This is a genomic window from Acerihabitans arboris (assembly GCF_010131535.1).
In the GTDB taxonomy this organism is placed as follows: domain Bacteria; phylum Pseudomonadota; class Gammaproteobacteria; order Enterobacterales; family Enterobacteriaceae; genus Acerihabitans; species Acerihabitans arboris.
Window position 1 is genome coordinate 147,033 of the sequence record NZ_WUBS01000012.1, and the last position, 26,187, is coordinate 173,219.

The 26,187-nt window shown below is 60.1% G+C and carries 19 protein-coding genes and 1 pseudogene; 10 read left to right on the top strand and 10 right to left on the bottom strand.

The genetic code is table 11. The annotated features are described in order from the left end of the window. The first annotated feature begins 124 nt into the window (after window positions 1–124). From GRH90_RS17125 to mdcH, 3 genes and pseudogenes are all read left to right on the top strand, one after another. Window positions 125–1,089 (top strand): annotated as a pseudogene (locus GRH90_RS17125) (AEC family transporter). 19 nt (window positions 1,090–1,108) lie between these two features. Next, window positions 1,109–1,831: a malonate decarboxylase holo-ACP synthase gene (locus GRH90_RS17130; RefSeq protein WP_162367176.1), complete on the top strand. Its 723-nt coding sequence runs from the start codon at window positions 1,109–1,111 to the stop codon at window positions 1,829–1,831. Window positions 1,832–1,971: 140 nt separating this feature from the next. Beyond that, complete coding sequence (gene mdcH, locus GRH90_RS17135; protein WP_162367177.1) at window positions 1,972–2,901, top strand: malonate decarboxylase subunit epsilon; 930 nt, start codon at window positions 1,972–1,974, stop codon at window positions 2,899–2,901. Here the strand turns inward: mdcH and GRH90_RS17140 are convergent. The 5 genes from GRH90_RS17140 to GRH90_RS17160 all read right to left on the bottom strand — a co-directional run bounded on the left by GRH90_RS17140 (window position 2,867) and on the right by GRH90_RS17160 (window position 11,315). After that, window positions 2,867–3,847 carry a LysR family transcriptional regulator gene (locus GRH90_RS17140; protein ID WP_162367178.1) on the bottom strand — a complete coding sequence of 327 codons (981 nt, stop codon included), beginning with the start codon at window positions 3,845–3,847 and terminating at the stop codon, window positions 2,867–2,869. The genes mdcH and GRH90_RS17140 overlap by 35 nt on opposite strands. Before the next feature lie 72 nt (window positions 3,848–3,919). Continuing rightward, complete coding sequence (locus GRH90_RS17145) at window positions 3,920–5,605, bottom strand: alpha-amylase family glycosyl hydrolase (RefSeq protein WP_162367230.1); 1,686 nt, start codon at window positions 5,603–5,605, stop codon at window positions 3,920–3,922. 336 nt (window positions 5,606–5,941) lie between these two features. After that, window positions 5,942–8,299, bottom strand: a complete 2,358-nt coding sequence (feoB, locus tag GRH90_RS17150; protein WP_162367179.1) for a Fe(2+) transporter permease subunit FeoB — start codon at window positions 8,297–8,299, stop codon at window positions 5,942–5,944. 69 nt (window positions 8,300–8,368) lie between these two features. Continuing rightward, on the bottom strand, window positions 8,369–8,593 hold the full coding sequence (feoA, locus tag GRH90_RS17155; RefSeq protein WP_162367180.1) for a ferrous iron transporter A: 225 nt from the start codon (window positions 8,591–8,593) through the stop codon (window positions 8,369–8,371). A 397-nt stretch (window positions 8,594–8,990) separates the two neighbouring features. After that, the gene (locus GRH90_RS17160) at window positions 8,991–11,315 is read right to left on the bottom strand and encodes a Tex family protein (protein WP_178113197.1); all 2,325 of its coding nucleotides are present in this window, start codon (window positions 11,313–11,315) and stop codon (window positions 8,991–8,993) included. Between the two features lie 237 nt (window positions 11,316–11,552). Between GRH90_RS17160 and greB the strand changes: the two genes are divergently transcribed. The 3 genes from greB to envZ all read left to right on the top strand — a co-directional run bounded on the left by greB (window position 11,553) and on the right by envZ (window position 14,421). Next, window positions 11,553–12,038 carry a transcription elongation factor GreB gene (greB, locus tag GRH90_RS17165; RefSeq protein WP_162367182.1) on the top strand — a complete coding sequence of 162 codons (486 nt, stop codon included), beginning with the start codon at window positions 11,553–11,555 and terminating at the stop codon, window positions 12,036–12,038. A 293-nt stretch (window positions 12,039–12,331) separates the two neighbouring features. Continuing rightward, a complete protein-coding gene (ompR, locus tag GRH90_RS17175; protein ID WP_003853014.1) occupies window positions 12,332–13,051 on the top strand; it encodes an osmolarity response regulator transcription factor OmpR in 720 nt (239 codons plus the stop codon). Continuing rightward, window positions 13,048–14,421, top strand: coding sequence for a two-component system sensor histidine kinase EnvZ (envZ, locus tag GRH90_RS17180; protein ID WP_162367183.1), 1,374 nt, complete (start codon window positions 13,048–13,050; stop codon window positions 14,419–14,421). The genes ompR and envZ overlap by 4 nt, the downstream gene beginning before the upstream one ends. A gap of 187 nt (window positions 14,422–14,608) precedes the next feature. Here the strand turns inward: envZ and pckA are convergent, their stop codons facing one another. From pckA to GRH90_RS17200, 4 genes are all read right to left on the bottom strand, one after another. Further along, window positions 14,609–16,228 carry a phosphoenolpyruvate carboxykinase (ATP) gene (gene pckA / locus GRH90_RS17185; RefSeq protein WP_162367184.1) on the bottom strand — a complete coding sequence of 540 codons (1,620 nt, stop codon included), beginning with the start codon at window positions 16,226–16,228 and terminating at the stop codon, window positions 14,609–14,611. Between the two features lie 192 nt (window positions 16,229–16,420). Beyond that, on the bottom strand, window positions 16,421–17,299 hold the full coding sequence (gene hslO, locus GRH90_RS17190; RefSeq protein ID WP_162367232.1) for an Hsp33 family molecular chaperone HslO: 879 nt from the start codon (window positions 17,297–17,299) through the stop codon (window positions 16,421–16,423). Window positions 17,300–17,328: 29 nt separating this feature from the next. Beyond that, window positions 17,329–17,751, bottom strand: coding sequence for a ribosome-associated heat shock protein Hsp15 (gene hslR, locus GRH90_RS17195; RefSeq protein ID WP_162367185.1), 423 nt, complete (start codon window positions 17,749–17,751; stop codon window positions 17,329–17,331). A 176-nt stretch (window positions 17,752–17,927) separates the two neighbouring features. Then, a complete protein-coding gene (locus GRH90_RS17200) occupies window positions 17,928–20,063 on the bottom strand; it encodes an IgaA/UmoB family intracellular growth attenuator (RefSeq protein WP_162367186.1) in 2,136 nt (711 codons plus the stop codon). 472 nt (window positions 20,064–20,535) lie between these two features. Here GRH90_RS17200 and nudE point away from each other — a divergent pair, with 472 nt between their 5' ends. After that, window positions 20,536–21,087, top strand: a complete 552-nt coding sequence (gene nudE / locus GRH90_RS17205) for an ADP compounds hydrolase NudE (protein WP_162367187.1) — start codon at window positions 20,536–20,538, stop codon at window positions 21,085–21,087. 142 nt (window positions 21,088–21,229) lie between these two features. Here nudE and mrcA read toward each other — a convergent pair whose 3' ends face one another. Continuing rightward, the gene (gene mrcA, locus GRH90_RS17210; RefSeq protein ID WP_162367188.1) at window positions 21,230–23,788 is read right to left on the bottom strand and encodes a peptidoglycan glycosyltransferase/peptidoglycan DD-transpeptidase MrcA; all 2,559 of its coding nucleotides are present in this window, start codon (window positions 23,786–23,788) and stop codon (window positions 21,230–21,232) included. Window positions 23,789–23,896: 108 nt separating this feature from the next. Between mrcA and pilM the strand changes: the two genes are divergently transcribed. The 3 genes from pilM to GRH90_RS17225 are packed head-to-tail and all read left to right on the top strand — an operon-like array spanning window position 23,897 to window position 26,185. Continuing rightward, window positions 23,897–24,766: a pilus assembly protein PilM gene (gene pilM / locus GRH90_RS17215; RefSeq protein ID WP_162367189.1), complete on the top strand. Its 870-nt coding sequence runs from the start codon at window positions 23,897–23,899 to the stop codon at window positions 24,764–24,766. Further along, the gene (locus tag GRH90_RS17220) at window positions 24,766–25,320 is read left to right on the top strand and encodes a PilN domain-containing protein (RefSeq protein WP_162367190.1); all 555 of its coding nucleotides are present in this window, start codon (window positions 24,766–24,768) and stop codon (window positions 25,318–25,320) included. The genes pilM and GRH90_RS17220 overlap by 1 nt, the downstream gene beginning before the upstream one ends. Continuing rightward, a complete protein-coding gene (locus GRH90_RS17225; protein ID WP_162367191.1) occupies window positions 25,307–26,185 on the top strand; it encodes a hypothetical protein in 879 nt (292 codons plus the stop codon). The genes GRH90_RS17220 and GRH90_RS17225 overlap by 14 nt, the downstream gene beginning before the upstream one ends. Window positions 26,186–26,187: the final 2 nt, after the last annotated feature.

Here is a 26,187-nt window from a genome sequence, read left to right on the forward strand (position 1 = left end):
AACCCTCCGGCTATCGCCCCGGCGATGGCCAGGCCGGTCTCGGGCCGCCTGCGGGGAACGTACAATAAAAACCACATCGCGCCGGTGCTTATAAAAAATTTATAATTTAATTTCAGGATGTTATATGACATATATTATTATACATGCCCTGGCGCCGATCTTTGTGATTATGCTGTTGGGTTATTATGCCGGCAAGGCAAAAATGGTGGTCAATTCCAACGTTTCATTGCTTAACGTGTTTGTCATGGACTTTGCTTTACCCGCCGCGCTGTTTAGCGCCACGGTGCAAACGTCCTGGCATGGCATTATTTCGCAGTCGCCGTTGATCCTGCTGCTGGTGCTGTCCATGTGGATTGCCTATGCCGCGCTGTATTTTATCTGCACGCTGGGCTTTAAGAAATCGCCGCAGGATGCCGCGGTATTAACCCTGACGGTGGCCCTGCCGAACTACGCCGCGCTGGGCCTGCCGATTTTAGGCAGCGTGCTGGGTGAAACCCCCGGGACCTCGCTGTCGGTGGCGGTCTCCATCGCCTGCGGCTCGGTATTGATGACGCCGTTCTGCCTGTTGATCCTGGAGCGCGAAAAGGCGCGGGCCAGCGGTGAAACCCAGGGATCCACGCTAATGCTGTTGCCGGTGCTGATGTGGCGCTCGGTGACCAAACCTATCGTCTGGGGACCGCTGCTGGGCGTGTTGTTCTCGTCTCGGCCGTCGGGCTAAAAATGCCGGATATCGTGCTGGCGTCGATCAAGCCCCTGGGCCTGGCCGCCACCGCCTCGGCGCTGTTCCTGACCGGCGTCATCCTGTCCGCGCGCCAATTAAAGATTAACGCGCCGGTACTGCTCTCGTGCGTGACCAAGAACCTGATACAGCCGTTTATTACCTTGGGATTGCTGTACCTGTTCGGCATTACCGGCACGGTGGCGATTACCGCGGTGCTGATGGTGGCGCTGTCGGCGGGCTTCTTTGGTATCGTATTCGGTAACCGTTTTGGCGTGCAGTCGCCGGACGCCGAGGCGACGCTATTGATCAGCTCCATCCTCTGCATCCTGACCCTGCCGCTGTTTATCTCATTGACCGCCGGCCTGTAGCCGGCAGGAGCGGATAACCATGCCGATGCCCCGACCGCACGACCTGTTATGGCTGGATAACCCGCAACGGCTTATCTGGCGCCAGGCGATGCCCGACTGGGCGGCAACGCAATGGTCGGCGGCGCTGCCGCTGGTGGTGCGCCGCGACAGCGATCCGTCCGGGCTGGTCCCGGTCGGCCTGCGCGGGACGCTGCGTTCACAGCGCGCCGCGGCCTGGGCGCCGGCAGGGGCCATCACCCGCATCGTTACGCCAGAGGAGCCGATCGCGCGCTTATCTTCCGGTGCCCTTAACGGCCGGGAGGAAAGCCGGTTATCATCCGGCGCGCCCGATGGCCTGCAGCCTTACGGACTGGCGCCTCATCAATCCCCCGGCCTGATCTGCGGCGCGGAGGCACTGCCGGTGATGCGGGCGCTGCGCCGGCTGGCGGCAACGGACTGGCCCTGGCCGTGGGGCGTTACCGGCAGTTGCGGTTATATGCTGGCCACCGGTTTACCCGCCAGCCGTCCGGACAGCGATCTGGACCTGTTGATTCGTTGCCCGCGTCCGGTGGCGCCCGGGGACTTCGACGCGTTGCTGGCGGTCTTGCCGGCGTTACCCTGCCGGGTGGATATTCAGCTGGAAACCCCGCGCGGAGGCTGCGCGCTGCTGGAGTGGCTGCGCGGCGGCAAGGTGCTGGTCAAGACCGCCCACGGTCCCGAACTGACGGATAACCCTTGGGATGTCGGCCCGGACGCCGGATAAAGCCATAGAGATCCATTGGGCCGTATAACTTTGCAACGGACACGCAACCACGGCTACGGATACACAACCATGGGTATGCAATCAAGGCGCAATTCTGCCGGAGCGCCGGCCATCCGCGCCGTACTGGAAAATAACGTCCTATGAAAATTTTACTGACATTTCCCGGCCAGGGGCCGCAGGTCCCCGGCATGCTGCATCACCTCCCCGGCGATGACGATTCCCGCCGCCTGTTGGATCAGGCTTCGGCCATCCTGGGCGAGCCGGTGCTTAATCTCGACAGCGCCGACGCGCTGCAAGCCACGCGCGCCGTACAGATATGCCTGTTTATCGCGGGCGTGGTTTATGCCCGGCAGATCCTGCGCGCCGGCGTGCAGGTGGATTTTACCAGCGGGCTGTCCATCGGCGCCTTTCCGGCGGCGGTCAGCGCCGGGGCGCTGGAATTCGGGGCGGGACTACGGCTGGTGGCCCTGCGCGGCGAGCTGATGGAGCGGGCTTATCCCCACGGCTACGGCCTGTCGGCCATCAGCGGCCTGCTGCAGCCGCGGCTTGAGCGCATTATTGCCCAGGTGCATCGCCCGGATAATCCGGTCTACCTGGCCAATCTTAACGCCGAGGATCGGTTCGTTATCGCCGGCAGCGAGGCGGCCATGGAACAAACCTGCGCGCTGTGCCGGGAGCAGGGCGCGGCGCGTACCCAGCGCCTGGCGGTCAGCGTGCCGTCGCATTGCGAACTGCTCAGCGAGCCGGCGCGAAAACTGGCCGACGCCATGGCCGGGGTTACGCTCAGGCGCCCGGATATTGCATATCTGAGCGGCAGCACCGGGCGCGTATTATGGCGGCCTGAAGGCATTGCCGAGGATCTGGCGCTGAATATGGCGCGCCCGGTACACTGGCGCGACGCCATGGTCAGCGCCTATGAGCGCGACGTGCGCCTGGCGATCGAGATGCCGCCGGGCGCGGTGCTCACCGGCCTGACCAAACGGGTAATGGAGCAGGGGGAGGCCATCGCCTTCAGCCAAAACCCTCTGTCGTTGATTACGACGCTGGCCGGGCGGTTGACGCGGCGTTAAGCGTCCCGCCGTCGGAGGGGGCGGTGCCGATATCCCGGTGTTCAAGTGCGTACATCCGGCCTTCCGCCACCAGCGCCAGCATATCGGGGTCATGCTCGCGGTTACGGGCGAACACCAGGGCGATGGTCTGGCGCATCTGGTACGGGGCGGCCAGCGTCATCAGCCGCACCGAATGCTCGTAGATGCGCTTCATGCGGCCCGGCAGCAGGGTATAACCGACCCCCGCCTGCACCAGGTTGATCATCGAAAAAATATCATTGACCCGGGTGACGATATGCGGCTCAAACCCGGCGACGTGGAACGCCTCCTGGAAACCGTGATAGGTGGCGAACCCTTCGGTCAGCGAGACAAATTTTTCGTCCTTGAAATCGCGCAGATCCGCCGGTCCGGTGACATAAAGTGGGGACGACGCCGGCGCGGCCAGGTAGATGTCATCCTTGAACAGCGGCAGGGTCTCAAAACGGGCCGGGTCGATCTGGGTGTCGCTGACCGAAATCAGGATAGCGTCCAACTGCTGGTCCTCAAGCTTAACCAGCAGGTCCTGGTTGGACCCCATCAGCAGTTCCAGCTCCAGATCCGGTCGCCGCAGTTTTAAGCCCATAATCAGCCGCGGGACGGTATCGAGGGTCAGCGAGTACATGGTGCCCAGTTTGAGCCGGCCCTGGCCGATGCCGCCGCACTTACGGGTTTCCTCGATACCCCGCCGCATCAGGTCCGACACCTCGCGGGCATACTCGGCCAGGGTCTCGGCGGCGGGCAGCGGCGAAAGATTACGCCCCTGATGGATAAACAGCGGGCAGCGCACGCCCTCCTCCAGGGTATGCAGGGCGCGATGGACGCTGACCGTGCTTAATCCCAACAGTTCTGCGGTGCGGCTGATATTGCGCTTATCCATAAATGCCAGGAAAATCTCCAGCTTACGGAAGGTGATGTCGTTATCGATCATAGAACGGATTCCATCCCGGCGGGTAAATAAGTATCGCGCGTGCGGCCCGGTCCGGATAACCCACCGCGTTAATCAGGCCACGGTTTCCAGCCAGAAGAATTGATACGGCTCAAGGTTCAGCGGCGTGCCGCCCGCCCATTGCCGATAACTTACCACGTCCCGGTAGCGTCCCGCAGGTAAAGTACAGGCCATGGTTTTGGCGCTTAAATTAAAAACGCACAATATGTTTTGCCGGGGGGAGCGCCGGTGAAAGGCAAACAGCGCATTATCCCATTCCAGCACTTCCATGGCGGCATCCGGATGAAAGGCCGGCTGCCCGCGTCGCCGTTGTATGAGATCGCTTAAGTGATGGAACACCCGCGCGCGCAGCGAGGTTTCATCCTGCAGGGCCGCCTCGATGGCCTTCAGCGGATATTTTTCCCGGTTGACCGCGCGGTTGTACCCGGCGGCCTTTACCCCTTCATAGTCATTGCGCGATCCGAGGATGCTTTGGATATAGACCGCCGGCACGCCGGGAAACGCCAGCAGGATAGCGTGCGCCAGCATAAAACGCCCCAGGCGCGTATCGTCGGTGTCCCGGCGGCGGTTAAGGGCGTCGAGAAAGGTGACGTTGATTTCATAAGGGCTGGTGGTGCCGTCGGTATTTTGTTTATACGACACCAGCGCGCCCTCGGACTCCAGGTCGCGCACCAGGCTGTTGATCTCCACCTCCGGCAGGATGCCGCGCAGCGGGTTCATGCCGACGCCGTCGTGGGAGGCGAGAAAATTAAAATACGTAATGTTATGGTTGCCGGTGTCCAGCGTTGCCGCCCACTGGCGCAAGGCGCGGCTGCTGCCGTTATGGATGGCGTGCAGCACCAGGGGCGGCAGGGGGAACTGGTACACCATCTGCGCTTCGTCCCGGCCGTTGCCGAAGTAGCTGATGTTGTCCTTATGCGGCACGTTGGTTTCGGTGATGATCACCGTGCCGGGAGCAACTTCATCAACGATGGCGCGCATCAGTTTAACCAGCAGATGGGTCTTGGGCAGGTGGATGCAGCGCGTGCCTATCTCTTTCCATAAATACCCCACCGCGTCGAGGCGGATATAATCCGCGCCCTGCGTCAGGTAATGCAGCAATACCCCAATAATACTTATCAGCACGTGGGGATCGGCAAAATTAAGATCAACCTGATCGGCGCTGAAGGTGGTCCATAAATAACGGGTTTCACCATTTTTCATGGTGAAGGGCGTCAACAGCGGCGAGGTGCGTGGGCGGGTCACGGTGCTCAGGTCGGTGGCGGGGGGGACATTGATAAAAAAGTTCTCGAAGCCCGTTTGCTGTTCCTGGTAGCCCGCCAGCCATTTGCTGTGCGCGGAAATGTGATTACAGACGAAATCGAACATCAGCCGGGTGGATTGGTTGAGCCGGCTGATATGTTGCCAACTGCCGACGATGGGGTTCACCTGATGATAATCGATGACCGAAAAGCCATCGTCCGACGAATAGGGATAAAACGGCAGTAGGTGGACCAGGTTGAAGGTGGCCTGGAGCCGTTGTTCAAAAAAGGTGGTCAGGGTGGCGAGGGTGGGCTGTTCGGCGGCCATAAACTGATCGGCATAGGTTATCAGTACGATGTCCTGCTCATCCCAGTGTAATTTGCGCGGTTGCTGTTGCGTCGATTTGGCAAAGCTGATTTTACTTTTGATGGTGTCCAGCTGCGCCTGGGTAAGTGATGAGGTGTAAATCTCTTCAAGTAAATGGGTAATGGCTTCCATCATTGCACCTTGTTAGGAGTGACGACGTCCTGAAACTGCATGACCGCGGCGTTGACGCCATGTTGTCAATGTAGCCATTAGCAAGGAAATCGCAAACCTTCTTACTTATCCGGCAGATGCCTGTGGCGGGCGATGTGGCAACGCCCGGCCGATAAAAGGTTAAATTAACAGCGGGTTAACGGCCAGGCGGCCCGTGAGGGCCGCGTGAGGGGAAATGTAATTTGCGGAGCAGTCCGATAGGCCGCGACTGGGCCACACTGCGCTGGCGTGCCACGGCTAACGGCGCGCGCGGCCTGCTGAGCCTGTGCTAATCAGCGTGCGCGGCCGGCAGCGTCGTCAGCCGATAAACGGGGGCTTGACCAGCGCCGCCCGTGGGCAGTGCCGGCATCCGGCGGGAAGACTGGCGCCGGCCGCGGCGCCGCAGCCGGCGCGCTCCCTGTCCGGCGGCGGCGAAACGTCAAAACGATGGCGCATCAGGTAAAGCGCCAGCACAAACAGTATGTTGAACAGCAGGACCAGCGCGATGCAGATAGCGCTGTCGGCCGGATGGGCGGCAAAGGTCGCGCCTTGGTAAAACAGGGTTGCCAGGGAGTAGGCGACGTCGACGCCCCAGACGATGGACAGGGCCATCCAGCCCCGGCTGCTTTCCCGGGCAATGGCGCCCATCACCGACACGCAGGGCACATACAGCAGCACAAAGATCAGGTAGCTGTAGGCGGCAACGGCGGTGCCGAATTTGCCGGCCATGACGCCCATGGAGCGGCCGTTCATATCGCCGTCGCCTTTGCTGGCCTCAACCGGGTTGGCCAGTACGCCCAGGCTGAAGGTGTCCTTCAGGCTCCGCCAGGTTTCGCCGATCGCGCCGCCAAGCGCACCCGCCAGGTTAAAACCCTCCGCGTCGAAGGGCGTGGCGGCGATATGTTCGGCGGTGTACAGGGTATTCAAGGTGCCGACCACCACTTCCTTGGCCATGGCGCCGGTCACCAGGCCGACCGTCGCCTGCCAGTTGTCGGCGTGGACGCCCATCGGCGCCAGCAGCGGCGTCAACCGTTTGCTGACCGACGCCAGCGCCGAATCGTTGATATCATCCACCGCCGCGCCGCGCAGCGAAAAGCTGTTGAGCGCGCCGATAAACATACTGGCGACGATGATCACCTTGCCCGCGCGCAGTACAAACCCTGTTAACTTTTGCCAGGCTTGCAGCAGCAGGTTATTAAGACGCGGCACGTGATAAACCGGCAGTTCCAGGATAAACGGCGCCGCCTCGCCGCGCATAATGGTGTGTTTGAGCATCAGCCCGGTCAGCACCGCGACGATGATGCCGAGCAGATAAAGCGAAAATACCGCCGACGCTCCCCGCTGGCCGAAAAAGGCCGCGGCAAACACCGCAAAAATCGCCAGCCGGGCGCCGCAGGACATAAAGGGCGCCATCATGATGGTGATCAGGCGTTCGCGATGGGCATCCAGCGTGCGCGCCCCCATTACCGAGGGCACGTTGCAGCCGAAGCCGACAATCAGCGGCACAAAGGATTTGCCCGGCAGCCCGAGCGCCTGCATCATCCGGTCCATGACAAACGCCGCGCGCGCCATATACCCCGAATCTTCCAGAAACGAGAGAAACAGGTACATCATGCCGATTTGCGGAATCAACGGCAGCACCGTGTTGATGCCTCCGCCAACCCCCTGGGCCAGGAACACCGTCAGCCAGCGCGGGAAATCCAGCGTATGCCCGAGCCACCGGATTCCGTCGATAAACAGGGCCGTGGATCCGATATCAAACAGGGGCTGCAGCGCCCCTCCGACGTTGATGGCCAGCAAGAACATAAGGTACATGACAAAAAAGAAGATAGGCACGCCCAGCCAGCGATTGAGCACCAGCGCGTCAAGCCTGCCGGTCATGGCATTGGCCAGCGTCAGGTGACCGTTGCTGACCGCTTGGCACACCTCGGTAATCACGCGATAGCGGGCATCGGCAATCATCAGCGCCGGATCATCACCGAGGGCGGCAGTGGCCCGGCTTAACTCTTCGGCGGCGGCGGTGAAATTGGACCGGCCGTAGATATCCCCTTCCAGCAGCTGCAGCGCCAGCCCGCGGCGCTGGACCTCGGGCAGGCCGGACGGCAGCAGGGGGATTAACCGGCGCGCGGCTTGCAGGATATCCGCCGGATAGGGCAGTGGGATGGGCGTTGTCGCCGCCGCTTGGGTTATCACCCGTTTTAACGTGCCGATTCCCCTGCCGCGGGTGGAGACCAACGGCACCACCGGGCAACCGAGCCGCCGGGATAGGGCGGGGATATCGATCACCACCCGCTGGCGTGCGGCGATATCGAGCATATTAAGCGCCACGATACAGGGGATACCGGACTCCATGAGTTGCATGGTCAGGTAAAGATTGCGTTCCAGGTTGGCGGCGTCGATGACGTTTACCAGCACATCGGCTTCCCGGCTGAATATAAAGCGGCAGGCGATCTGCTCATCCAGTGAGGTTTGCCGTGACAGGGTGGTCAAAGAGTAAGTGCCCGGTAAATCAATCACCGTAACCTGATGGTTCCCGGCGGTAAAAAAGCCTTCTTTACGTTCAACCGTGACGCCGGCCCAATTGCCGACCCGCTGGCGCGCGCCGGTTAACCGGTTAAATAAGGTGGTTTTGCCGGCATTCGGGTTGCCGATTAAACCAATGGTGAGCTCTTTCATAACCTGCGAATATCCATATATAAGTGACCGCGGGCGAGCCGGGGTTTGCGTCAACGCTGGGGCGTCGGGTCAGCCCTGGCTGGTCAGCATCAGCTGTGATAAATCCTTTTTGCGTAATGCCAACTGCGCCCGGCGTGTTTCTATTTGGATCGGATCGCCCAGCGGCGCCACGCGGATGACCTGGAATGAGGAGCCGGGCAGCATGCCTAACGACAATAATTTTTGCCGGTATGCCGGGTTTATCTTTTCGGCGTAACCGATAATTTTATAATGGTGATGCGGTACAAAATGCATATAACCTTCTTTAATAATTCTCGCGCTACTTACTGAATAAGTCCTGAGCTTGAATAATAGTTAATGCGTTTAATGACAGGCACGCGTTTACGGGACGATTTGTCGTGTTTGTGGTGCTATATATGTTATAGCCCTGTTTTAACATCAATAGCTCTCATTGGCAAATGAAACTTATTCGTAAATAGATTTACCTCGGCGGCCTGAATGAAAATTAATGGCAACTATTATTTTAAACTAATATTAATATAATATTTTAGTTAAATAATTAATGAATAAATTAGACTGCGATCAAGAATGAGAAAGATAATAAATATTGGCGTAATGAATAAGGCGGTTAAATAAATCACCCTTGGTCCCGGACGAAAGATTTGCCGCCCGGGCCAAGGGTGATATCACATCAGCGTTTTTTACCGAGCGCGGCGGCCAAGGCATCGCCCAATACGCTGTTGCCGGCGCCGGACTGGCTGCCGGGCCGTGATTTGGCCGCCGGGCGGGCCGGCGCGTCGCGCCGTTTCTCGCCGCCGCCGTCGCGACGGCTCAGGGTTTCGCCCGGCTGTTCATCCAGGCGCATGGTCAGGGCGATACGCTTGCGCGGCAAATCGACGTCCATCACCTTCACCTTGACGATATCCCCGGCCTTGACCACTTTATGCGGATCCTCGACAAAACTCGCCGACAGGGAGGAGATATGCACCAGGCCGTCCTGGTGGACGCCGATATCCACGAACGCGCCGAAGTTGGTCACGTTGGTCACGGTGCCTTCCAGTATCATGCCCAGGGTTAAATCTTGCAGGGTTTCCACGCCGTCGGCAAAGGTGGCGGTCTTGAATTCCGGCCGCGGGTCGCGCCCCGGTTTTTCCAGTTCACGGATAATGTCGGTCACGGTGGGCAAACCGACGCGATCGTCGGTAAAACGGACCGGGTCAATGGCGCGTAGCGCGCCGGCGTTGCCCAGCAGGACGTCCAGCGACAGCTCGGTGGCCTTGAGAATGCGCTCGACCACCGGATAGCTTTCCGGATGCACTGTGGAAGCGTCCAGCGGGTTGTCGCCATGATTGATGCGCAGGAACCCGGCGCACTGTTCAAAGGCTTTGGGCCCGAGCCGGCCCACTTTCAGCAATTGATTGCGATCGCGGAACCGGCCGTTTTCGTCGCGCCAGCTGACGATATTCTGCGCCATCATGCGGGTCAGTCCCGCTACCCGGGTCAGCAGCGGCACCGACGCGGTATTCAAATCAACGCCGACGGCGTTAACGCAGTCCTCCACCACGGTATCGAGCTTTTTCGCCAGCAGGCTTTGGCTGACGTCGTGCTGATACTGGCCGACACCGATGGATTTGGGGTCGATCTTGACCAGCTCCGCCAGCGGATCCTGTAAGCGGCGGGCAATGGACACCGCGCCGCGCAGCGAAACGTCCAGGTCGGGGAATTCCAGCGCCGCCAGCTCCGAGGCGGAGTAAACCGACGCGCCGGCCTCGCTGACGATCACCTTCTGGGCGGTCACCTTGGGGAACTGCTCTTTTACCAGGGCAAAAAAGCGTTCGGTTTCCCGTGATGCGGTGCCGTTGCCGATGGCCACCAGCTCCACCTGATGCTTCAGGCACAGGGCCGCCACCGCCGCCACCGCTTTTGCCGTCTGGCCGGTATGGGGATAGATGGTATCGGTGGCCACCAGCTTGCCGGTGGCGTCCACTACCGCCACCTTGACGCCGGTGCGCAGCCCCGGGTCCAGTCCCATGGTCGGACGCAGGCCCGCCGGCGCGGCCATCATCAGGTCGTGCATATTGCGGGCAAATACCTGGATGGCCTCTTCCTCGGCCTTTTCCCGGATGCTGCCCATCAGTTCGGTTTCCAGGTGCAGCAGGATCTTGATGCGCCAGGTCCAGTTAATCACCGCCCGGCGCCAGGCATCGCCCGGCGCCTGGTTGAGGCGCACCTGCAGGTGATCGATGATCATCTGTTCGCAGTGGCTTTCGCGCGGCGGCTCGTCGGTATGCGGATCGGCATTCAGCGAGATTTGCAAAATACCCTCGTTGCGGCCGCGGAACATGGCCAGGGCGCGGTGGGAGGGCACCTGCGCCAGCGGCTCATGATGGGCAAAATAATCGCGGAACTTTGCGCCTTCGTCTTCTTTACCGGCGATGACGCTGGCCACCAGATGGGCGTTTTTCCAAAGGTAATGGCGGATTTTTGCCAGCAGCGCGGCGTCCTCGGCAAAACGTTCCATCAGGATATAACGCGCGCCGTCCAGCGCCGCCTTGACGTCGGCCACGCCTTTGTCGGCGTCGACGTAAGCCGCCGCCACCTCTTCCGGCTGCCGGCTGGCATCCCGCCATAAGGCCTCGGCCAGCGGTTCGAGGCCGGCTTCCAGGGCGATTTGCCCGCGCGTGCGGCGTTTCAGTTTATAGGGCAGGTAAAGATCTTCGAGCTCGGTTTTGCTCAGCGTGCCGTTGATGGCGCCCGCCAGCTGCTCGGTCAGCTTGCCCTGATCGCCGATGGCTTTCAGGATAGCCTGGCGCCGTTCCTCAAGCTCGCGCAGGTAGCCGAGACGGGTTTCCAGCTGGCGCAGTTGGGTATCGTCCAGGCCGCCGGTGACCTCTTTACGATAGCGCGAGATAAAAGGAACGGTATTCCCTTCGTCCAGCAGGCGAATGGCGGCGTCAACCTGCTCGGGACGGGCTTTCAGCTCTGCGGCAATAAGGCGATTCAAAGGTTCATTCATCATTCTGTTATGGTCGTCATCACGTTATGGGTTACTTATGCAGTGGACAGTTATACGTATTGCGCCGTCAAAATGCCAGTTATCTGACCGTCGCGGGGGGTGTTAACGGTTAAAGTTGCGGCATTGTTCAAGGTCCCGCGGCCGGAGTAGGGTTATGGGCGTTACCGCCGCGCCGCGAGCCGGCGGTCTATGGTATATTTCACCGGTACGGCTTCTTTCATTTGCTAAACGGTCACGATGAAAACCAACATAATTACCCGTCAGGGCTACCAGGAGCTCCAGGAAGAGTTAGATCATCTCTGGAAGCGCTATCGTCCCGAGATCACGGAAAAGGTCTCCTGGGCGGCAAGCCTCGGCGATCGCAGCGAAAACGCCGATTATCACTACAACAAAAAGATCCTGCGTGAAATCGATCGCCGGGTACGCTATCTGCGCCGGGTGTTGAAGGAAGCGCGGGTGGTGGATTATTCGCCGCAGCAGGAAGGCCGGGTATTTTTCGGCGCCTGGGTGGAGGTGGAAAACGAACAGGGCGAACGGCTGTGTTTTCGTATTGTCGGGCCGGATGAGATTTTTAAGCATAAAACCTATATTTCCATTGATTCGCCGATGGCGCGCGCCTTGCTAAAAAAAGCGGTGGACGACGAGGCGGCGGTGACTACGCCCACCGGCCTGAAAACCTGGTACGTCAATAAAATTTCCTATCAGGCGCCGTTGGACGAATAGCTGAAATAGGCGAAATATCAGCCCGCTGTGGTTTACTTTAGCGGGGGTAAGGGGAACAATCATCCTACCCGGATGGTTCCATTATCGTCACCCCGGCAATTGTGGATAAATACCGGTTAAGGCTGGCGATAATCGTCATAAAGCGCGTTTTTTTGCCTAAAGTGTGGATAACTACGTATTTCCATATGCTTTGTAACAATTTTGCTTAGAATATACACCTGAAACCGCTGTCGGTGCCTTACAGGTTTCTGAACAATACGCTTACGGGCGTATCGCCTTTGGGAGAGAGAACAATGCAAGAGAATTACAAGATCCTGGTCGTGGACGATGACATGCGTTTAAGGGCACTGCTGGAGCGTTATTTAACCGAGCAGGGGTTCCAGGTGCGCAGCGTCGCCAACGCCGAGCAGATGGACCGTTTGCTGACGCGCGAGTCATTTCACCTGATGGTGCTGGACCTGATGTTGCCGGGCGAGGACGGACTGTCGATTTGCCGCCGGCTGCGCAGCCAGAGCAATCCGATGCCCATTATCATGGTCACCGCCAAAGGCGAGGAAGTGGATCGCATCGTCGGGCTGGAAATCGGCGCTGACGACTATATTCCCAAGCCCTTCAATCCGCGCGAACTGCTGGCGCGCATCCGCGCGGTGCTCAGGCGCCAGGCCAATGAGCTGCCCGGCGCGCCTTCCCAGGAAGAGGCGATTATCGCCTTCGGTAAGTTTAAGCTGAATCTCGGCACCCGCGAGATGTTCCGCGAGGACGAGCCCATGCCGCTGACCAGCGGTGAATTTGCGGTGCTTAAGGCGCTGGTCAGCCATCCCCGCGAGCCGTTATCGCGCGATAAGTTGATGAACCTGGCCCGCGGCCGTGAATACAGCGCCATGGAGCGTTCGATCGACGTGCAGATTTCCCGCCTGCGCCGCATGGTCGAGGAAGATCCCGCCCACCCACGCTATATCCAGACCGTTTGGGGTTTGGGTTACGTATTTGTGCCGGACGGCAGTAAAGCATGAGGCGATGGCGCTTCTCTCCGCGCAGTTCTTTTGCACGGAGTTTGTTGTTAATCGTTACCCTGCTGTTCGTCAGCCTGGTGACGACCTACCTTGTGGTGCTGAATTTCGCGATATTACCCAGCCTGCAGCAGTTCAATAAAGTGCTGGCGTACGAAGTGCGCATGCTGATGACCGACCGTTTGCAGCTTGAGGACGGCACCTTGCTGGAGGTCCCGCCGGCGTTCCGGCGCGAGATTTACCGTGAGCTGGGCATTTCCCTGTATACCAATGCGGCGGCCGAGGACAGCGGCCTGCGCTGGGCGCAGCATTATGAGTTCCTGAGCCAGCAGATGGCCCAGCAGCTCGGCGGCCCTACCGATGTGCGGGTGGAAGTCACCAAGAATTCCCCGGTGGTTTGGCTGAAGACCTGGCTGTCGCCGGATATCTGGGTGCGCATTCCGCTAACTGAAATCCATCAGGGTGATTTTTCCCCTTTATTCCGTTATACCCTGGCCATCATGTTGCTGGCGATAGGCGGCGCGTGGCTGTTTATCCGCATGCAAAACCGGCCGCTGGTGGATCTGGAGCACGCCGCGCTGCAGGTGGGCAAAGGCATTATTCCGCCGCCGCTGCGCGAGTACGGCGCCTCCGAGGTGCGATCGGTGACGCGGGCCTTTAACCAGATGACCTCCGGCGTCAAGATGCTGGCCGACGATCGTACCCTGCTGATGGCGGGCGTCAGCCACGATCTGCGCACGCCGCTGACGCGCATCCGCCTGGCGACCGAGATGATGAACGCCGAGGACGGTTATCTCGCCGAGTCGATCAATAAAGATATCGAAGAGTGTAACGCTATCATCGAGCAGTTTATCGATTACCTGCGCACCGGCCAGGAGATGCAGACCGAACTGGCCGATCTCAACGGCATCCTGGCGGAAGTGGTGGCGGCGGAAAGCGGTTACGAGCGTATTATCGAAACCGCGCTGTTCCACGATGAGCTGACGGTTAACGTTAATCCGCTGTCGATTAAACGGGCGGCGGTAAATATGGTGGTTAACGCCGCCCGCTACGGCAACGGCTGGATCCGGGTTAACAGCGGCCGGGATGAGCATCGGGTATGGTTTGAGGTGGAAGACGACGGGCCGGGTATCGAGCCTTCCCAATTGAAATATCTGTTCCAGCCGTTCGTGCGCGGCGACAGCGCGCGCAGCACCAGCGGCACCGGCCTGGGGCTGGCTATCGTGCAGCGTATCGTGGATGCCCATGACGGCACCCTGGATATCGGCAGCAGCGAGCGCGGCGGCCTGCGCATCCGTGCTTACCTGCCGTTGCCCGCCACCCCTTATGACGGCGCGGCGGGGGCCTCGGTCTCGGTACGTAAAACCGCGTAGCCGCACCCTGCTAACGCCCGCGCTGCAGCCAAAAAGACGCCCCCGTTGCGCGGGGGCATTGATTGGGGCTGGCGCTAGCGGGCCTACCGCGCCATGGGGCACTCCTGCGGCCTGAGAAGGCCGCTTCAACCCCACATCGGCACGCTCTCCCTTTAACACGCCGGGTGTAACTCCGGCGTAGGCGCGCTTACAGTTTCGGTCCCGCTTTAACCAGCGCCTGGCCTGCCGGCGTGTCGGTATATTTATCAAAGTTGGTGATAAAGCGCTTGGCCAGGTCGTCGGCCTTTTCCTGCCACAGCCTGGGTTCGGCATAGGTCTTGCGCGGGTCGAGGATATGGCTGTCGACGCCGGCCAGCGTCATCGGCACCGCCAGGTTGAATACCGGCAGCGTGATGGTTTCCGCGTCGTCGATATCGCCGCTCAGGATGGCGTTGATAATGGCGCGGGTATTCTTGATGGAAATGCGTTTGCCGGTGCCGTTCCAGCCGGTGTTAACCAGATAGGCCTTGGCGCCGGCGGCGTTCATTCGTTTAGCCAGCACCTCGGCATACTGGGTCGGGTGCAGCGACAGAAACGCCGCGCCAAAGCAGGCAGAAAAGGTCGGCGTCGGCGCGGTGATGCCGCGTTCGGTGCCGGCGAGCTTGGCGGTAAACCCGGACAGGAAGTGATACTGCGCCTGTTCAACGGTCAGGCGCGCTACCGGCGGCAGTACCCCGAACGCGTCGGCGGTCAGGAATATCACCCTGGACGCATGGCCCGCTTTCGATACCGGTTTGACAATATTGTCGATATGATAGATCGGGTAGGATACCCGGGTATTTTCGGTTTTGCTGCCGTCGTCAAAGTCGACGCTGCCGTCGGCCCTGACCACCACGTTTTCCAGCAGGGCGTCGCGGCGGATGGCGTGGTAGATTTCCGGCTCGGCTTCCTCGGACAGATGGATGGTCTTGGCATAGCAGCCACCCTCGAAGTTAAACACCCCGTCGTCGTCCCAACCGTGTTCATCGTCGCCGATAAGCCGGCGCTGCGGATCGGTGGAGAGCGTGGTTTTCCCGGTGCCCGAGAGACCGAAGAATACGGCCACATCGTCGTCGGCGCCGACGTTGGCCGAACAGTGCATCGAGGCGATGCCCTTCAACGGCAACAGGTAGTTCATGATCGAGAACATGCCTTTTTTCATTTCGCCGCCGTACCAGGTGCCGCCGATCAGCTGCACCCGCTCCGTCAGGTTAAAGGCGATAAAGTTTTCCGAGTGCAGCCCCTGTTTTTGCCAGTCCGGATTGGTGCACTTGGCGCCGTTCATCACCACAAAATCGGGTTTGAAGCCCTGCAGTTCTTCGTCGGAAGGGCGGATAAACATGTTCTTGACGAAGTGCGCTTGCCAAGCCACTTCGGTAATAAAGCGAACTTTTAACCGGCTGTTTTCATTGGCGCCGCAAAAAGCATCAACGATAAACAGACGTTTTCCCGAAAGCTGGTTACCGACTAATTGCTTAAGCTGGCTCCAGGTTTCCTGGCTGAGCGGATGATTGTCGTTGTTACCTTTACCCTGATCGGACCACCAGACGGTATCGCGCGTCACGCCGTCGCGCACCAGATATTTGTCCTTCGGCGAGCGGCCCGTAAAGATACCGGTATCCACGGCCACGGCCCCGGAACTGGTGACCGTGCCGCGCTCGAATCCTTGCAGTGAATCCGCGGTCTCTTCCTCGAACAATAATGCAAAGTCCGGGTTGTAAACAACTTCGCTACAGTTAGTAATGCCATAGCCGACCAGGTCTTGCGTGTTGATACCATGACTTGCCATAAGACGACTCCTTAGCTTTAAATTATTACCTGTAGCGATTGTAAGGTTTACCCATGGGTTCACCGAGAGGTGGGTCATGAAATAACCTACGTCAGCAAGTTTTACACCAATATGGGAGCTGACGCATAAATAAAGCTTCAGCATAGGCTACTATCGGCAAGTATATCTGTCGAGTGCCTGCCGGCGGTTATATCAGTGCAATAGCGTCTCCGGGCCCGCGCGGCCCGCCTTTATCCCCGCCACGTCCGTGGCCGTGAACACATAATGACTGCCGCAGAAATCACAATGCATATCGATGATTTCATCCTGAACGAGCATCTCGTCAAGCTCATGCCCCGGCAGCGTCAGCAACGCGTCAGCACAGCGCTGCCGCGAGCAGGTGCAGAGAAACTGCACATCCTGCGGGGGATAAATCGTCACTTCGTCCTGATGGTACAGGCGATATAACACCTCATCGGCCGGCAGGGTAAACAGCTCTTCCGCCTTGACAGTGGCGGTCAGCTGCGCCAGGTGGTCAAAATCGTCGGTGCTGGCGTCGCGCGCGGGCAATACCTGGATCAGCATGCCGGCGGCGGCGACCTTGCCGTCAGCTTCCCCGGTGCGGATAAACAGCCGGGTCAGCAACTGCTCCGACTGCAGGAAGTAGTTTTCCAGGCAGTCGGTGAGATGCTCGCCTTCCAATCCCACCACGCCCTGGTAACGTTCGCCTTCGTCCGGAGTCAGCGTAATGACCAGGTAGCCGTTGCCGACCATTTGCCTGAGCGTGCTGTTTTCGGCGATGGCGCCGTCTATGCGCGCCACGCCGCGCATGTTCTGCTGGTGGTCGCCGTTAATCACCGCCAGGCGCAGCGGTCCGTCGCCCTGCAGCTGGACGGTGATCTCGCCGCTGAATTTCAGCGTGGCAGTCAGCAGGCTGGTGGCCACCAGCATTTCGCCGAGCAGGTTTTTTACGCTCGGCGGGTAATCGTGCCGGCCCAGGACCTGCCGGTAGGTATCATGCAATGAAACCAGTTCACCGCGTACGGCATAGTTTTCAAATAAATAACGGTGCAGCTGGTCATGAATTGCCATCATCATCTCTCTTGCCGGTGGCGGCGGGCTTACTCTCCCGGTTCACCATATTTAAATTTAATCAGGTTGCGGCGTTCTTTTTTGTCCGGTCGCCGGTCCGGATGGGTCATGTTCTGTGCGTTTATTTTACGCGCGGCGGCCAGCTTTTCGCGTTTGGCCACGCTTTGCGCCGTTTCCTGGTAAAGCTGTTGCGCTTCGCCGGCGGGCCGGCGCTGTGCCGTTAGCGTCAGCGCCACCACGGTGCGTTCGTCATCGCCCTGGCGCAGCGTAATCTCCGCGCCGCTCTCCATGACCTTGCCGGGTTTGGTGCGCTGCCCATTGTAGTGGACCTTGCCGCCTTCCACCATTTCCCGGGCAATGGCGCGGGTTTTGTAGAACCGGGCCGCCCAGAGCCATTTATCGAGTCGGATGGCCTCATCCCGCCCGTCCTGGTCCTTATCCTGGTGTTTCATGGTGCCTCCTGTGTGCTGGCAGGGACGGTTTACCCGTTTATCAGCGGGTTTGCCCTGCAGATGCCGCGATACTGTGCCGCCGGTATCAGGATACGTCTTGGTATTATACCAGTCGTTCGCGGATGACAGGCAAATTCCGTGCGCGGACCGCGTCGGGAATACCGGGACGCGGTGGGTTAACTCAGTGATTTTAACGAGACGGTGGGCAGGTTGGGGTTGAAACAGCTTTCATAATAACGCTGGATATCCTGGGCGCGGTGACGGTTTTTGCCCAGGCGCCGGACCAGCAGGACGGCGTTGGCCGCCGCGATGATAATCACCAGGAACAGCAGCACGCTGGTGCCCAGGTAGCGCCAGACGGTGATTGCATCGGGTTCGCTGTGCAGGGAGATATGGCGGGTGCCGTTGGCGTCGACGCTAAGGCTGGTAATCACCCCCTGAGCCCGGAAAGGGGTATGCAACAGCATGGCGGAGAGGCGCTGCAGCTCGTTCCATTGCGCCAGCCCGGTATAATCATACAAGGAGCTGACCGGTAACGGGTGGTCCACCAGCAATTTACCCTCATCGCTCTGGATCAGGAATCCGCCCGGCGAAGGACTGTTGAGCGCATTAGTGGCCTCGCGGGTCTCGCTGGTGAAAAACGACGAGGTGGCGGTGGCCACCAGGTTTTGCAGCGTTTCCGCGCTGACCGGGCGCAGCAGGACATTGACGCCTTTCAAGGCGCCGCTGCGCGCGCGCTTAACCAGCGACGGCCAGTCCTTGGCGTTGGCCAGGTTGATCAGCGCGGTCTTTAACCGCGTACAGGCGCTGTCGTCATGGCACAAATCCTGGGTTTTCAACACGATATCGGCAAAGTCATCCAGCAGTATCATGCCTGATTTCTGGATGGCGGTCGCCAGGCCGGGATTGATTTTTGGGTCGTTATTCAGCTCAGGGTGCAGTTGGGCATTGACGGAATTGAGCAGCGCCACCGCTTTGTCCACCGTGTCGGACTCCGGCAGGGGCAGTGGCTCGGCATTGTTCCAATAGATGCTGGAACAATCGAAGGGAATAAAGGGATCCCGGGCGTCCGGGGCCATGGCGGTATTGACATAACACATGCCCGATCCCTGGGCGCGCAGCGTATCGCCGATGCGCAGCTGGGCGCCCGCCAGCATATTGACATCCACCGCCTGGATATCCTGCGCCCCTTTGAGCCACGCCGTGCTCAGCGTTAGCGGCAGGCTCAGGGGCACATAGACCAGCAGCAGGCAAAGGACCAGGGCCGAGCCGCACAGCAGCACCAAATTCTTGCCAAAGCGCTGGACCGGGAAATGCCGCATTTCATCATGGAGGGACAGGTATCTTCCTTGTCGCACCACCTGGCGGTTGACGTAGATATCGACATCGGTCTTTTTGCCCATATCGTGGCCGATAAAGGGCAACCAATGGGGCGGATAGCTCAGGTCGATAATGCCGAGCGAAATGGCGCTGATGCGGTTTTGGTCCGATTCCCCGAACAGGCCCCAGCGCTTGGGCGTGCCGCGCAGGCAGTGCACGTCCCGTCGCGCGCCTTCGGACGGCCGGCGGAACAACCGCCAGCCGCCCCAGCCGATAAGCGCCCCGGCGACCGCGATCAGCCAGGGCACGGTCAATACCGGCGCCAGCAGGCTGACGAACAGCAATAATAACGCCACGCTTAACAGCGCCGCCTCATAGATACCCGTCGGTCGGTTGAGCGCATATTCCTCGGGGGTTTCCTTGCGGATATTAAGCAATTCGACCTGCTCGGTTTCCTGCTCGCGCATGGACGAATTCGGCACCACCGGCGGTGGACCGGCGGTGGACGGGGCGGCGGACATGTAATCCAGCAGTGAATGCCCGTTGAGCGAGATGACCAGGGGGATGCCGGCGGTCTTAATCAGCTCGACATGATTGTCTTCGGCAATATATTGCTCCCAGAGCGGGGGCAGGTGCACTTCGGTGCTGTCGAGGAAATAGCGCCATTTATGCGGTGCGTCGGTGGCCAGTCCGTAACGGGTGATGGCGTGGGTTACCGCGTAGATATTCTCGCTCTGGGGGGTTAAAGCCAGCGAATCTGAGAACGGCGAAGGCGGAGACGCCAACGGCGAGCTGTATTGCAGGTGTTTATTAAGCTGGAAATAGTGCTCGATGGCCTCGCGCTCGCTGGGGGATAGCTTGCGCGGCAGCGGCTGCAGCAACGGCAGGCGTTTAATCGACGCCGGGATAGAGCGCCGGCGGTAGGCCCGGTAACCGTAAAACGCGATCGCACAGGTCAACAGTAAGGCCAATACAATTACTATTGTGCTCATGCCATCCCCATCGATACACGAAAAAGTTACGACACATCGAGAATATGATACGCACCCGGCAAGCGGCGCGGCGCTCGTCATAGAGAAACGAAGCATTCGATTGTTTGGCTGATAGGCCGCGCGAAAAAAAACGAGACAACTATCAATGCTAAAGACAGGGTAGCAATGCATCCTTTATCAACATATCGGTATTTTCCTATTTTAATCCGAATTCTTTTCTTTTACTTGCCATGCTATAACTATTTGCATCCGTTCAGTCCGGCCAATCATTCAACCCGGCCTTCAGTCAACACCGTATGGCGCGCTGGCAGATTCGCATTTATACACCCGGTAAGCAAGCCCGAAAGTGACGCCGGCTGCACGCACCGACGGCGTTGCGGGGGGATGCGAATCAACATGGGCGCCCTGATCCTGTTGTTTGTGCGCATAGGCGGTTATGCTGTTATATGCATTTTGTCAGCCCGGGACCATTATGGATAAGCATCTGCAAAAACCAAAAATACATAAAGTTGAAACCGTCGCGCGCTCCCGATTGTTTAACGTTGAATCCGTCGACCTGGAATTTAGCAATGGGGCGCGGCGGATTTATGAAAGAATGCAGCCTTCGGATCGGGAGGCGGTGATGATAGTGCCGATCATCGACGATCATCTGGTGTTGATCCGGGAGTATGCGGTAGGTATCGAGGATTATGAGCTGGGGTTCCCCAAAGGGTTGATCGACCCCGGTGAAGAGGTGCTGGAGGCGGCGAATCGGGAACTGATGGAAGAGGTGGGTTTTGGCGCGCGGCGGATGGATATTTTAACCAAGCTGACCATGGCGCCGTCGTATTTCTCCAGCAAAATGAATATCGTGGTGGCGCGGGATTTGTATGCGCAGCGGCGCGAGGGCGACGAGCCCGAGCCGTTGCCGCAGGTGCGCTGGCCGATCGACCGCATGATGGATTTGCTTAACGAGCCTGATTTTCGCGAGGCGCGCAACGTCAGCGCGCTGTTTTTGGCGCATGCGTGGCTGGTGCGCAAGTAAAATACAACACCGGCGTTGGCGGGCCTTGCGGCGTCCGGTCGGGCGGTAAATCCATGCCCGCTTCGACCCTATTGGCACGCTCTCCCATCACATGTCTGGGTGAGCCCGGAGTTAGGGGGCCCGGCGTGCCATGGGTCGCTAATCAGAAGAGTTCGTGAGATTCGCCGTTATCCATCATGGTAGTGCCCACTTCATGCACGACCCGGTCTTTCGGCTGTGTGCCATCAATAAAAAATTCCTCTCGGCTGTTGCCGCCGCCGTCGGAGAGCTTGCCGCTGCTCTTGTCGATGCTGACGGTAACGATGCCCGGCGGAGGCGCGATTTTTTCCTCCGGTATCCCTTCCAGCGCCACCTTCATATAGTCATCCCAGGCCGGCTGGGCGCTTTTGGCGCCGCCTTCGCCGCCGGAAATCTGATCGCTGATGGCGCCGGACGCCGTGGCGCGGCCCAGGTTGCGGCGATGATCGTCAAAGCCAATCCATACCGTGGTAACGGTTTGCGGGCCGTAACCAGAGAACCAGGCGTCCTTGGAATCGTTGGTGGTACCGGTCTTGCCGCCGATGTCATGACGCTTCAAATCCTTGCCGGCACGCCAGCCGGTGCCCATCCAGCCCGGTTCGCCAAAGATATTGCTGTTGAGCGCATCGTGGATCAGGAACGCCAGCGGCGTGCTGATAACGTGCGGCGCATACAGTTGGCTGCCGTCCGCCGCCGCCTGGGCCGGAGAAACGGTTTCCAGGCGCGGCATCGGCACGGCCGGGGCATTATCGGGCTGGCGCGAGACGGCGACGTTTTCCATGCTGTCGTCGGACAAGACGGCGGATTTATTGGTGTCGCCGTAAATTACCGGCAGGTCGCAGGTATCGCAGACCACCTTCGGCTTGGCTTCAAACAGGGTATGGCCCGTTTCGTCCTGGATTTTGGTAATCAGGTACGGATCGACCAGGTAACCGCCATTGGACAACACCGAGTAGCCCCGCACCATCTGCAGCGGCGTAAACGCCGCCGAGCCCAGCGCCAGGGATTCGGTATGCACGATATTCTGCGCCGGGAAACCAAAGCGCAGCAGGTATTCGGCGGCGTAATCGACGCCCATGGCGCGCATGGCGCGCACCATCATCACGTTTTTCGATTGTCCCAGCCCCTGGCGCAGGCGAATCGGGCCGTCATAGGTCGGCGGCGAGTTCTTCGGCCGCCAGTCGGAACCGGCGCCGGCATCCCAGCGGGAAATCGGTACGTCGTTGAGGATGGTAGCCAGCGTCAGCCCTTTATCCATGGCGGCGGTATACAGGAAGGGCTTGATATTCGACCCGACCTGGCGCAACGATTGGGTCACGCGGTTGAATTTGCTTTGATTAAAATCGAACCCGCCCACCAGCGCCTTGACCGATCCGTCCTGCGGATTGATCGACACCAGCGCTGAATTGACGTCGGGCACCTGCGCCAGCCACCAGATATCGCCGACCTTGCGCACCCAGATTTGCTGGCCGGGCTGGACGACGTCGGAGACCTTGCGCGGCAATGGGCCTTGCAGCGTATCGGTTTTAAATAACCGCGCCCAGCGCACGCCGGCCATCGGCAGGGCGATAGTGCTGCCGTCCGCCATTACGGCGGTTGCCTGTTCGGCGTCGGACTGCGTCGCTACCGCCGGGAACAACGGGCCGTAGACCGGCAGCGTTTTCAGGGTATCGACGATATGTTTCTGGTCCCAGGCCATTTCACCCACCTTCCACAACACGTTGCTCGGGCCGCGATAGCCATGGCGGATATCGTAGTCGATCACGTTGTTGCGCACGGCGTCCTGCGCCGCCAGCTGGAGCTTTTTAGTGATGGTGGTATAGACCTTGTAACCGTCGGTGTAGGCGTTTTCCCCATAGCGTTTCATCATGTCCTGACGCACCATTTCAGAGACATAAGGCGCCGAGAAGGCGATTTGCGGCGCGTGGTAGTTGGCCACCAGTTCAGTGTCGCGGGCCTGTTCGAACTGTTCGCGGGTGATGAAATTCTCATCCAGCATGCGCGACAGGACAAAATTACGCCGCGCCAGCGCCCGCTCGTGGGAATAGAGCGGGTTAAACGTCGAGGGGGCTTTCGGCAGGCCGGCAATCACCGCCATTTCGCTCAGGGTCAGCCGATCGACGTTTTTACCGAAGTAGACCTGCGCGGCCGCGCCGACGCCATAGGCGCGGTAACCGAGATAAATCTTGTTGAGATACAGCTCGATAATTTCATCTTTGGTCAGCATCTGTTCGATGCGGATCGCCAGGAAGGCCTCTTTGATTTTGCGGATCAATGTGCGTTCCGGGCTGAGGAAGAAGTTGCGCGCCAACTGCTGCGTAATGGTGCTGGCGCCCTGGGACGCATGGCCGGACATCAGCGCAATGGAGGCCGCGCGCATGATGCCCACCGGGTCAACCCCATGGTGCTCATAGAACCGGCTGTCTTCCGTGGCCACGAAGGCGTGGACCAGCTCCGGCGGTATTTGATCAAGCTTCAGGGGAATACGGCGTTTTTCCCCGAATTGCGCTATCAGCTCGCCGTCCGCGCTATAGACCTGCATCGGGGTCTGTAGCCGTATGTCTTTCAGGGTGGCGACGTCAGGCAACTGCGGCTCGATGTATTTGTACATGCCAAATATCGAGGCGGCTCCCAACAGGATGCAACACACTGCAAAGATTAGAAAATATTTTACGAACTTCACCTGAGATTTCCCATTTCATGTCATTTGGGCAGTTTATAAACAACCGCGCGCTAGTATAAAGGTAAGCCAGCGCGTTGGATACGTACTTTTAATGACGGACGATAACGGATGAGAGGGAGCTCGGCAACCATGGGATTTTGCACCTGGCAGGTCGGTTTGGCGTTTGAAAACGGTACCGCGCGCGCACTGGCGGTGCAGCGTCGGCGGCAGGGCTGGCAGCTTCGCCAGTGGTGGCAGCAAAACCTGCCGGAAGCGGCGCGGGACGGCGTCGGGGGTTCGCCTCCGGCCGGGCTGGAGCGGCAATTGTCGGCGTGGCGCAGGCAACTGCCCGGACGCATTTCGTTACGAGTTTGTCTGCCGGCGGCGGAGTTGATGCACCGGCGCATGGCGGCGCCGGACAACCGGCTGAGCGAGCCGGAACGCGAGTGGTATATCGCCGCGCACGCCCGTCGTCATTTCCCCATCGGCCATGAAAAACTGCTGCTCGATTATCGGCGCGATCCGCAGGCGCCCGATACCCTGCTGGTGACCGCCGCCCGGCAGGCGGCCGTGGAGCAATGGCTAAACTGCCTGGAACGCGCCGGGCTGGTTCCCGACGTGCTGGATATTGCTCCCTGCGCCCTGCGCTGCATGGCCGGCGCCGCGGGGCTGGCGCCGGACCGGCTGCTGGTCCACGCTTCGCGGGCGGGGTGGCAATGGGCCTCGCCGCTGGCGCACCCCCTGGAGTTCGGTTTTATCACCGTCTGCGAGGCCCCGTCCCTGCCGGCGGCCCGCAGTTTGATTGACCAGCGCTACCGTCGCGGCCATGGCGCGGGCGAACCGGTCTATTTAAGCAGCGACATCCTGCGCGCGCCGCAGGCGGACGCCCTGCCATGGTCGCCTTTTAGCGCCCTGTGGCAGGCGCATCCCCCCATGCCGGCGTGGCCGGCGGCGTTTACCATCGCGGGCGGGCTGGCCGTGCGCCCCGGGGATGCATAATGTGCCAGGTCAACCTGCTGCCGTGGCGGCGGCAACGCCGGCGGCGGCGCGCAAGGGTATTGATGCTGGTGCTGGCGGCGGAGCTGCTGCTGGCCTCGGGCCTGATGGGCCTGCAGGCGCTGCGCTGGCGCAAAGAACAGCCCGGGCTTGGCGTCCGGCTGGCGCAGTGGCAACAGCGGGAAACGCGGGCGCATGAGCTGCGGCTGCGGCTGACGCAACGCATCGAATGGCATCAACGGCTGGAGCGAACGCTGCGGCTCCAGCGCCAGGCTAAAGCCCACAACCAGCGTTACCAGCGGTTGTTCGATGAATTGCCGGGCCTGTTGCCGCCGGGCCTGTGGTTAACCGCGCTGCGGCAGCGGGACGGGCGGTTAAGCGTAAGCGGCTGCAGCGAACGCTATGATGACATCGGCACGGTAAACAGCCAGCTCTCGCGGCATGCCTGGAGCGCCCCCGGACGATGGCGGGAGATTAGCCAGCGGGAACAGGGTCGTTTCAGTTTTGACTGGCAAACGGCGTGGCCTGGCGGGGTGACGGACGATGCCGCGCGCTGAACCCTGGTTCTGGCGTTGGATGGAACGTCCCTGGCGCACGCTGGCCCTGGCACAGGTCGCGGTCGGCGGCTACATCGCCCTCGGCGTCTTGCTGGTGCTGCGGCCTGAACAGGATCTGGTGGCGCAGCTGCGCCAGGATATCGAGCGCTGTGAGAGCGAAAACGCGTCGCACGGGCAGGCGCAGGACGGCTTGCTCTCCCCGGAGCGGCTGGACGAGGCTATCGGGCGCTTAAGCCGGCGCATCGCGGCGGGTGAAAAACTGCGCCGGGATCCGGCCGCGTTTATCGCCGCCATCCATCCCGGCCGGGCTGAAAAAATCGCCTGGCAGGCGTTTGGCGCTCCCGGCGACCCCGGGCATGCTTCGGATCTCTGGTCGCTGGCGGTCACCACGGACTATGCGGGGCTGCGGCGCATACTGCGAAACCTGGCCTCCCAGGACGGTGCCCGAACGTTGGACGCGTTATCCGTCAGCCGCCGTGACACGCGCCTTGAGGTTGAGCTGATGCTGTCGGTGCCCGCCTTGACAGAAGAGGGTGCGAAGGATAACGCGGCTAATTTGGACATCACGGCGGGGGATCTCAGGAATGCGGCGGACGATGCGCGCGACGCCGGCGACGACAGGGCGAAGACGGCGCCGGAACGCGATCCTTTTCAGCCGGCGCCGGTGGCGCAAGCGGCGCCAAGACCGGGATCTGCCCGGCAGGGGGAGGCAGCCGGCCCGATCGGGGCGATTAAAGGGAAGGTAGGCGCGGGGGGCCGTTGGCTATTCTGGACCGTTGACGGCCAGGGACGCTGGCGGCGGCTCGCTGTGCCGCGCCCGCCTGAAAATCAGGATCATGACGATCATAACGAAATAACTCAATAAAA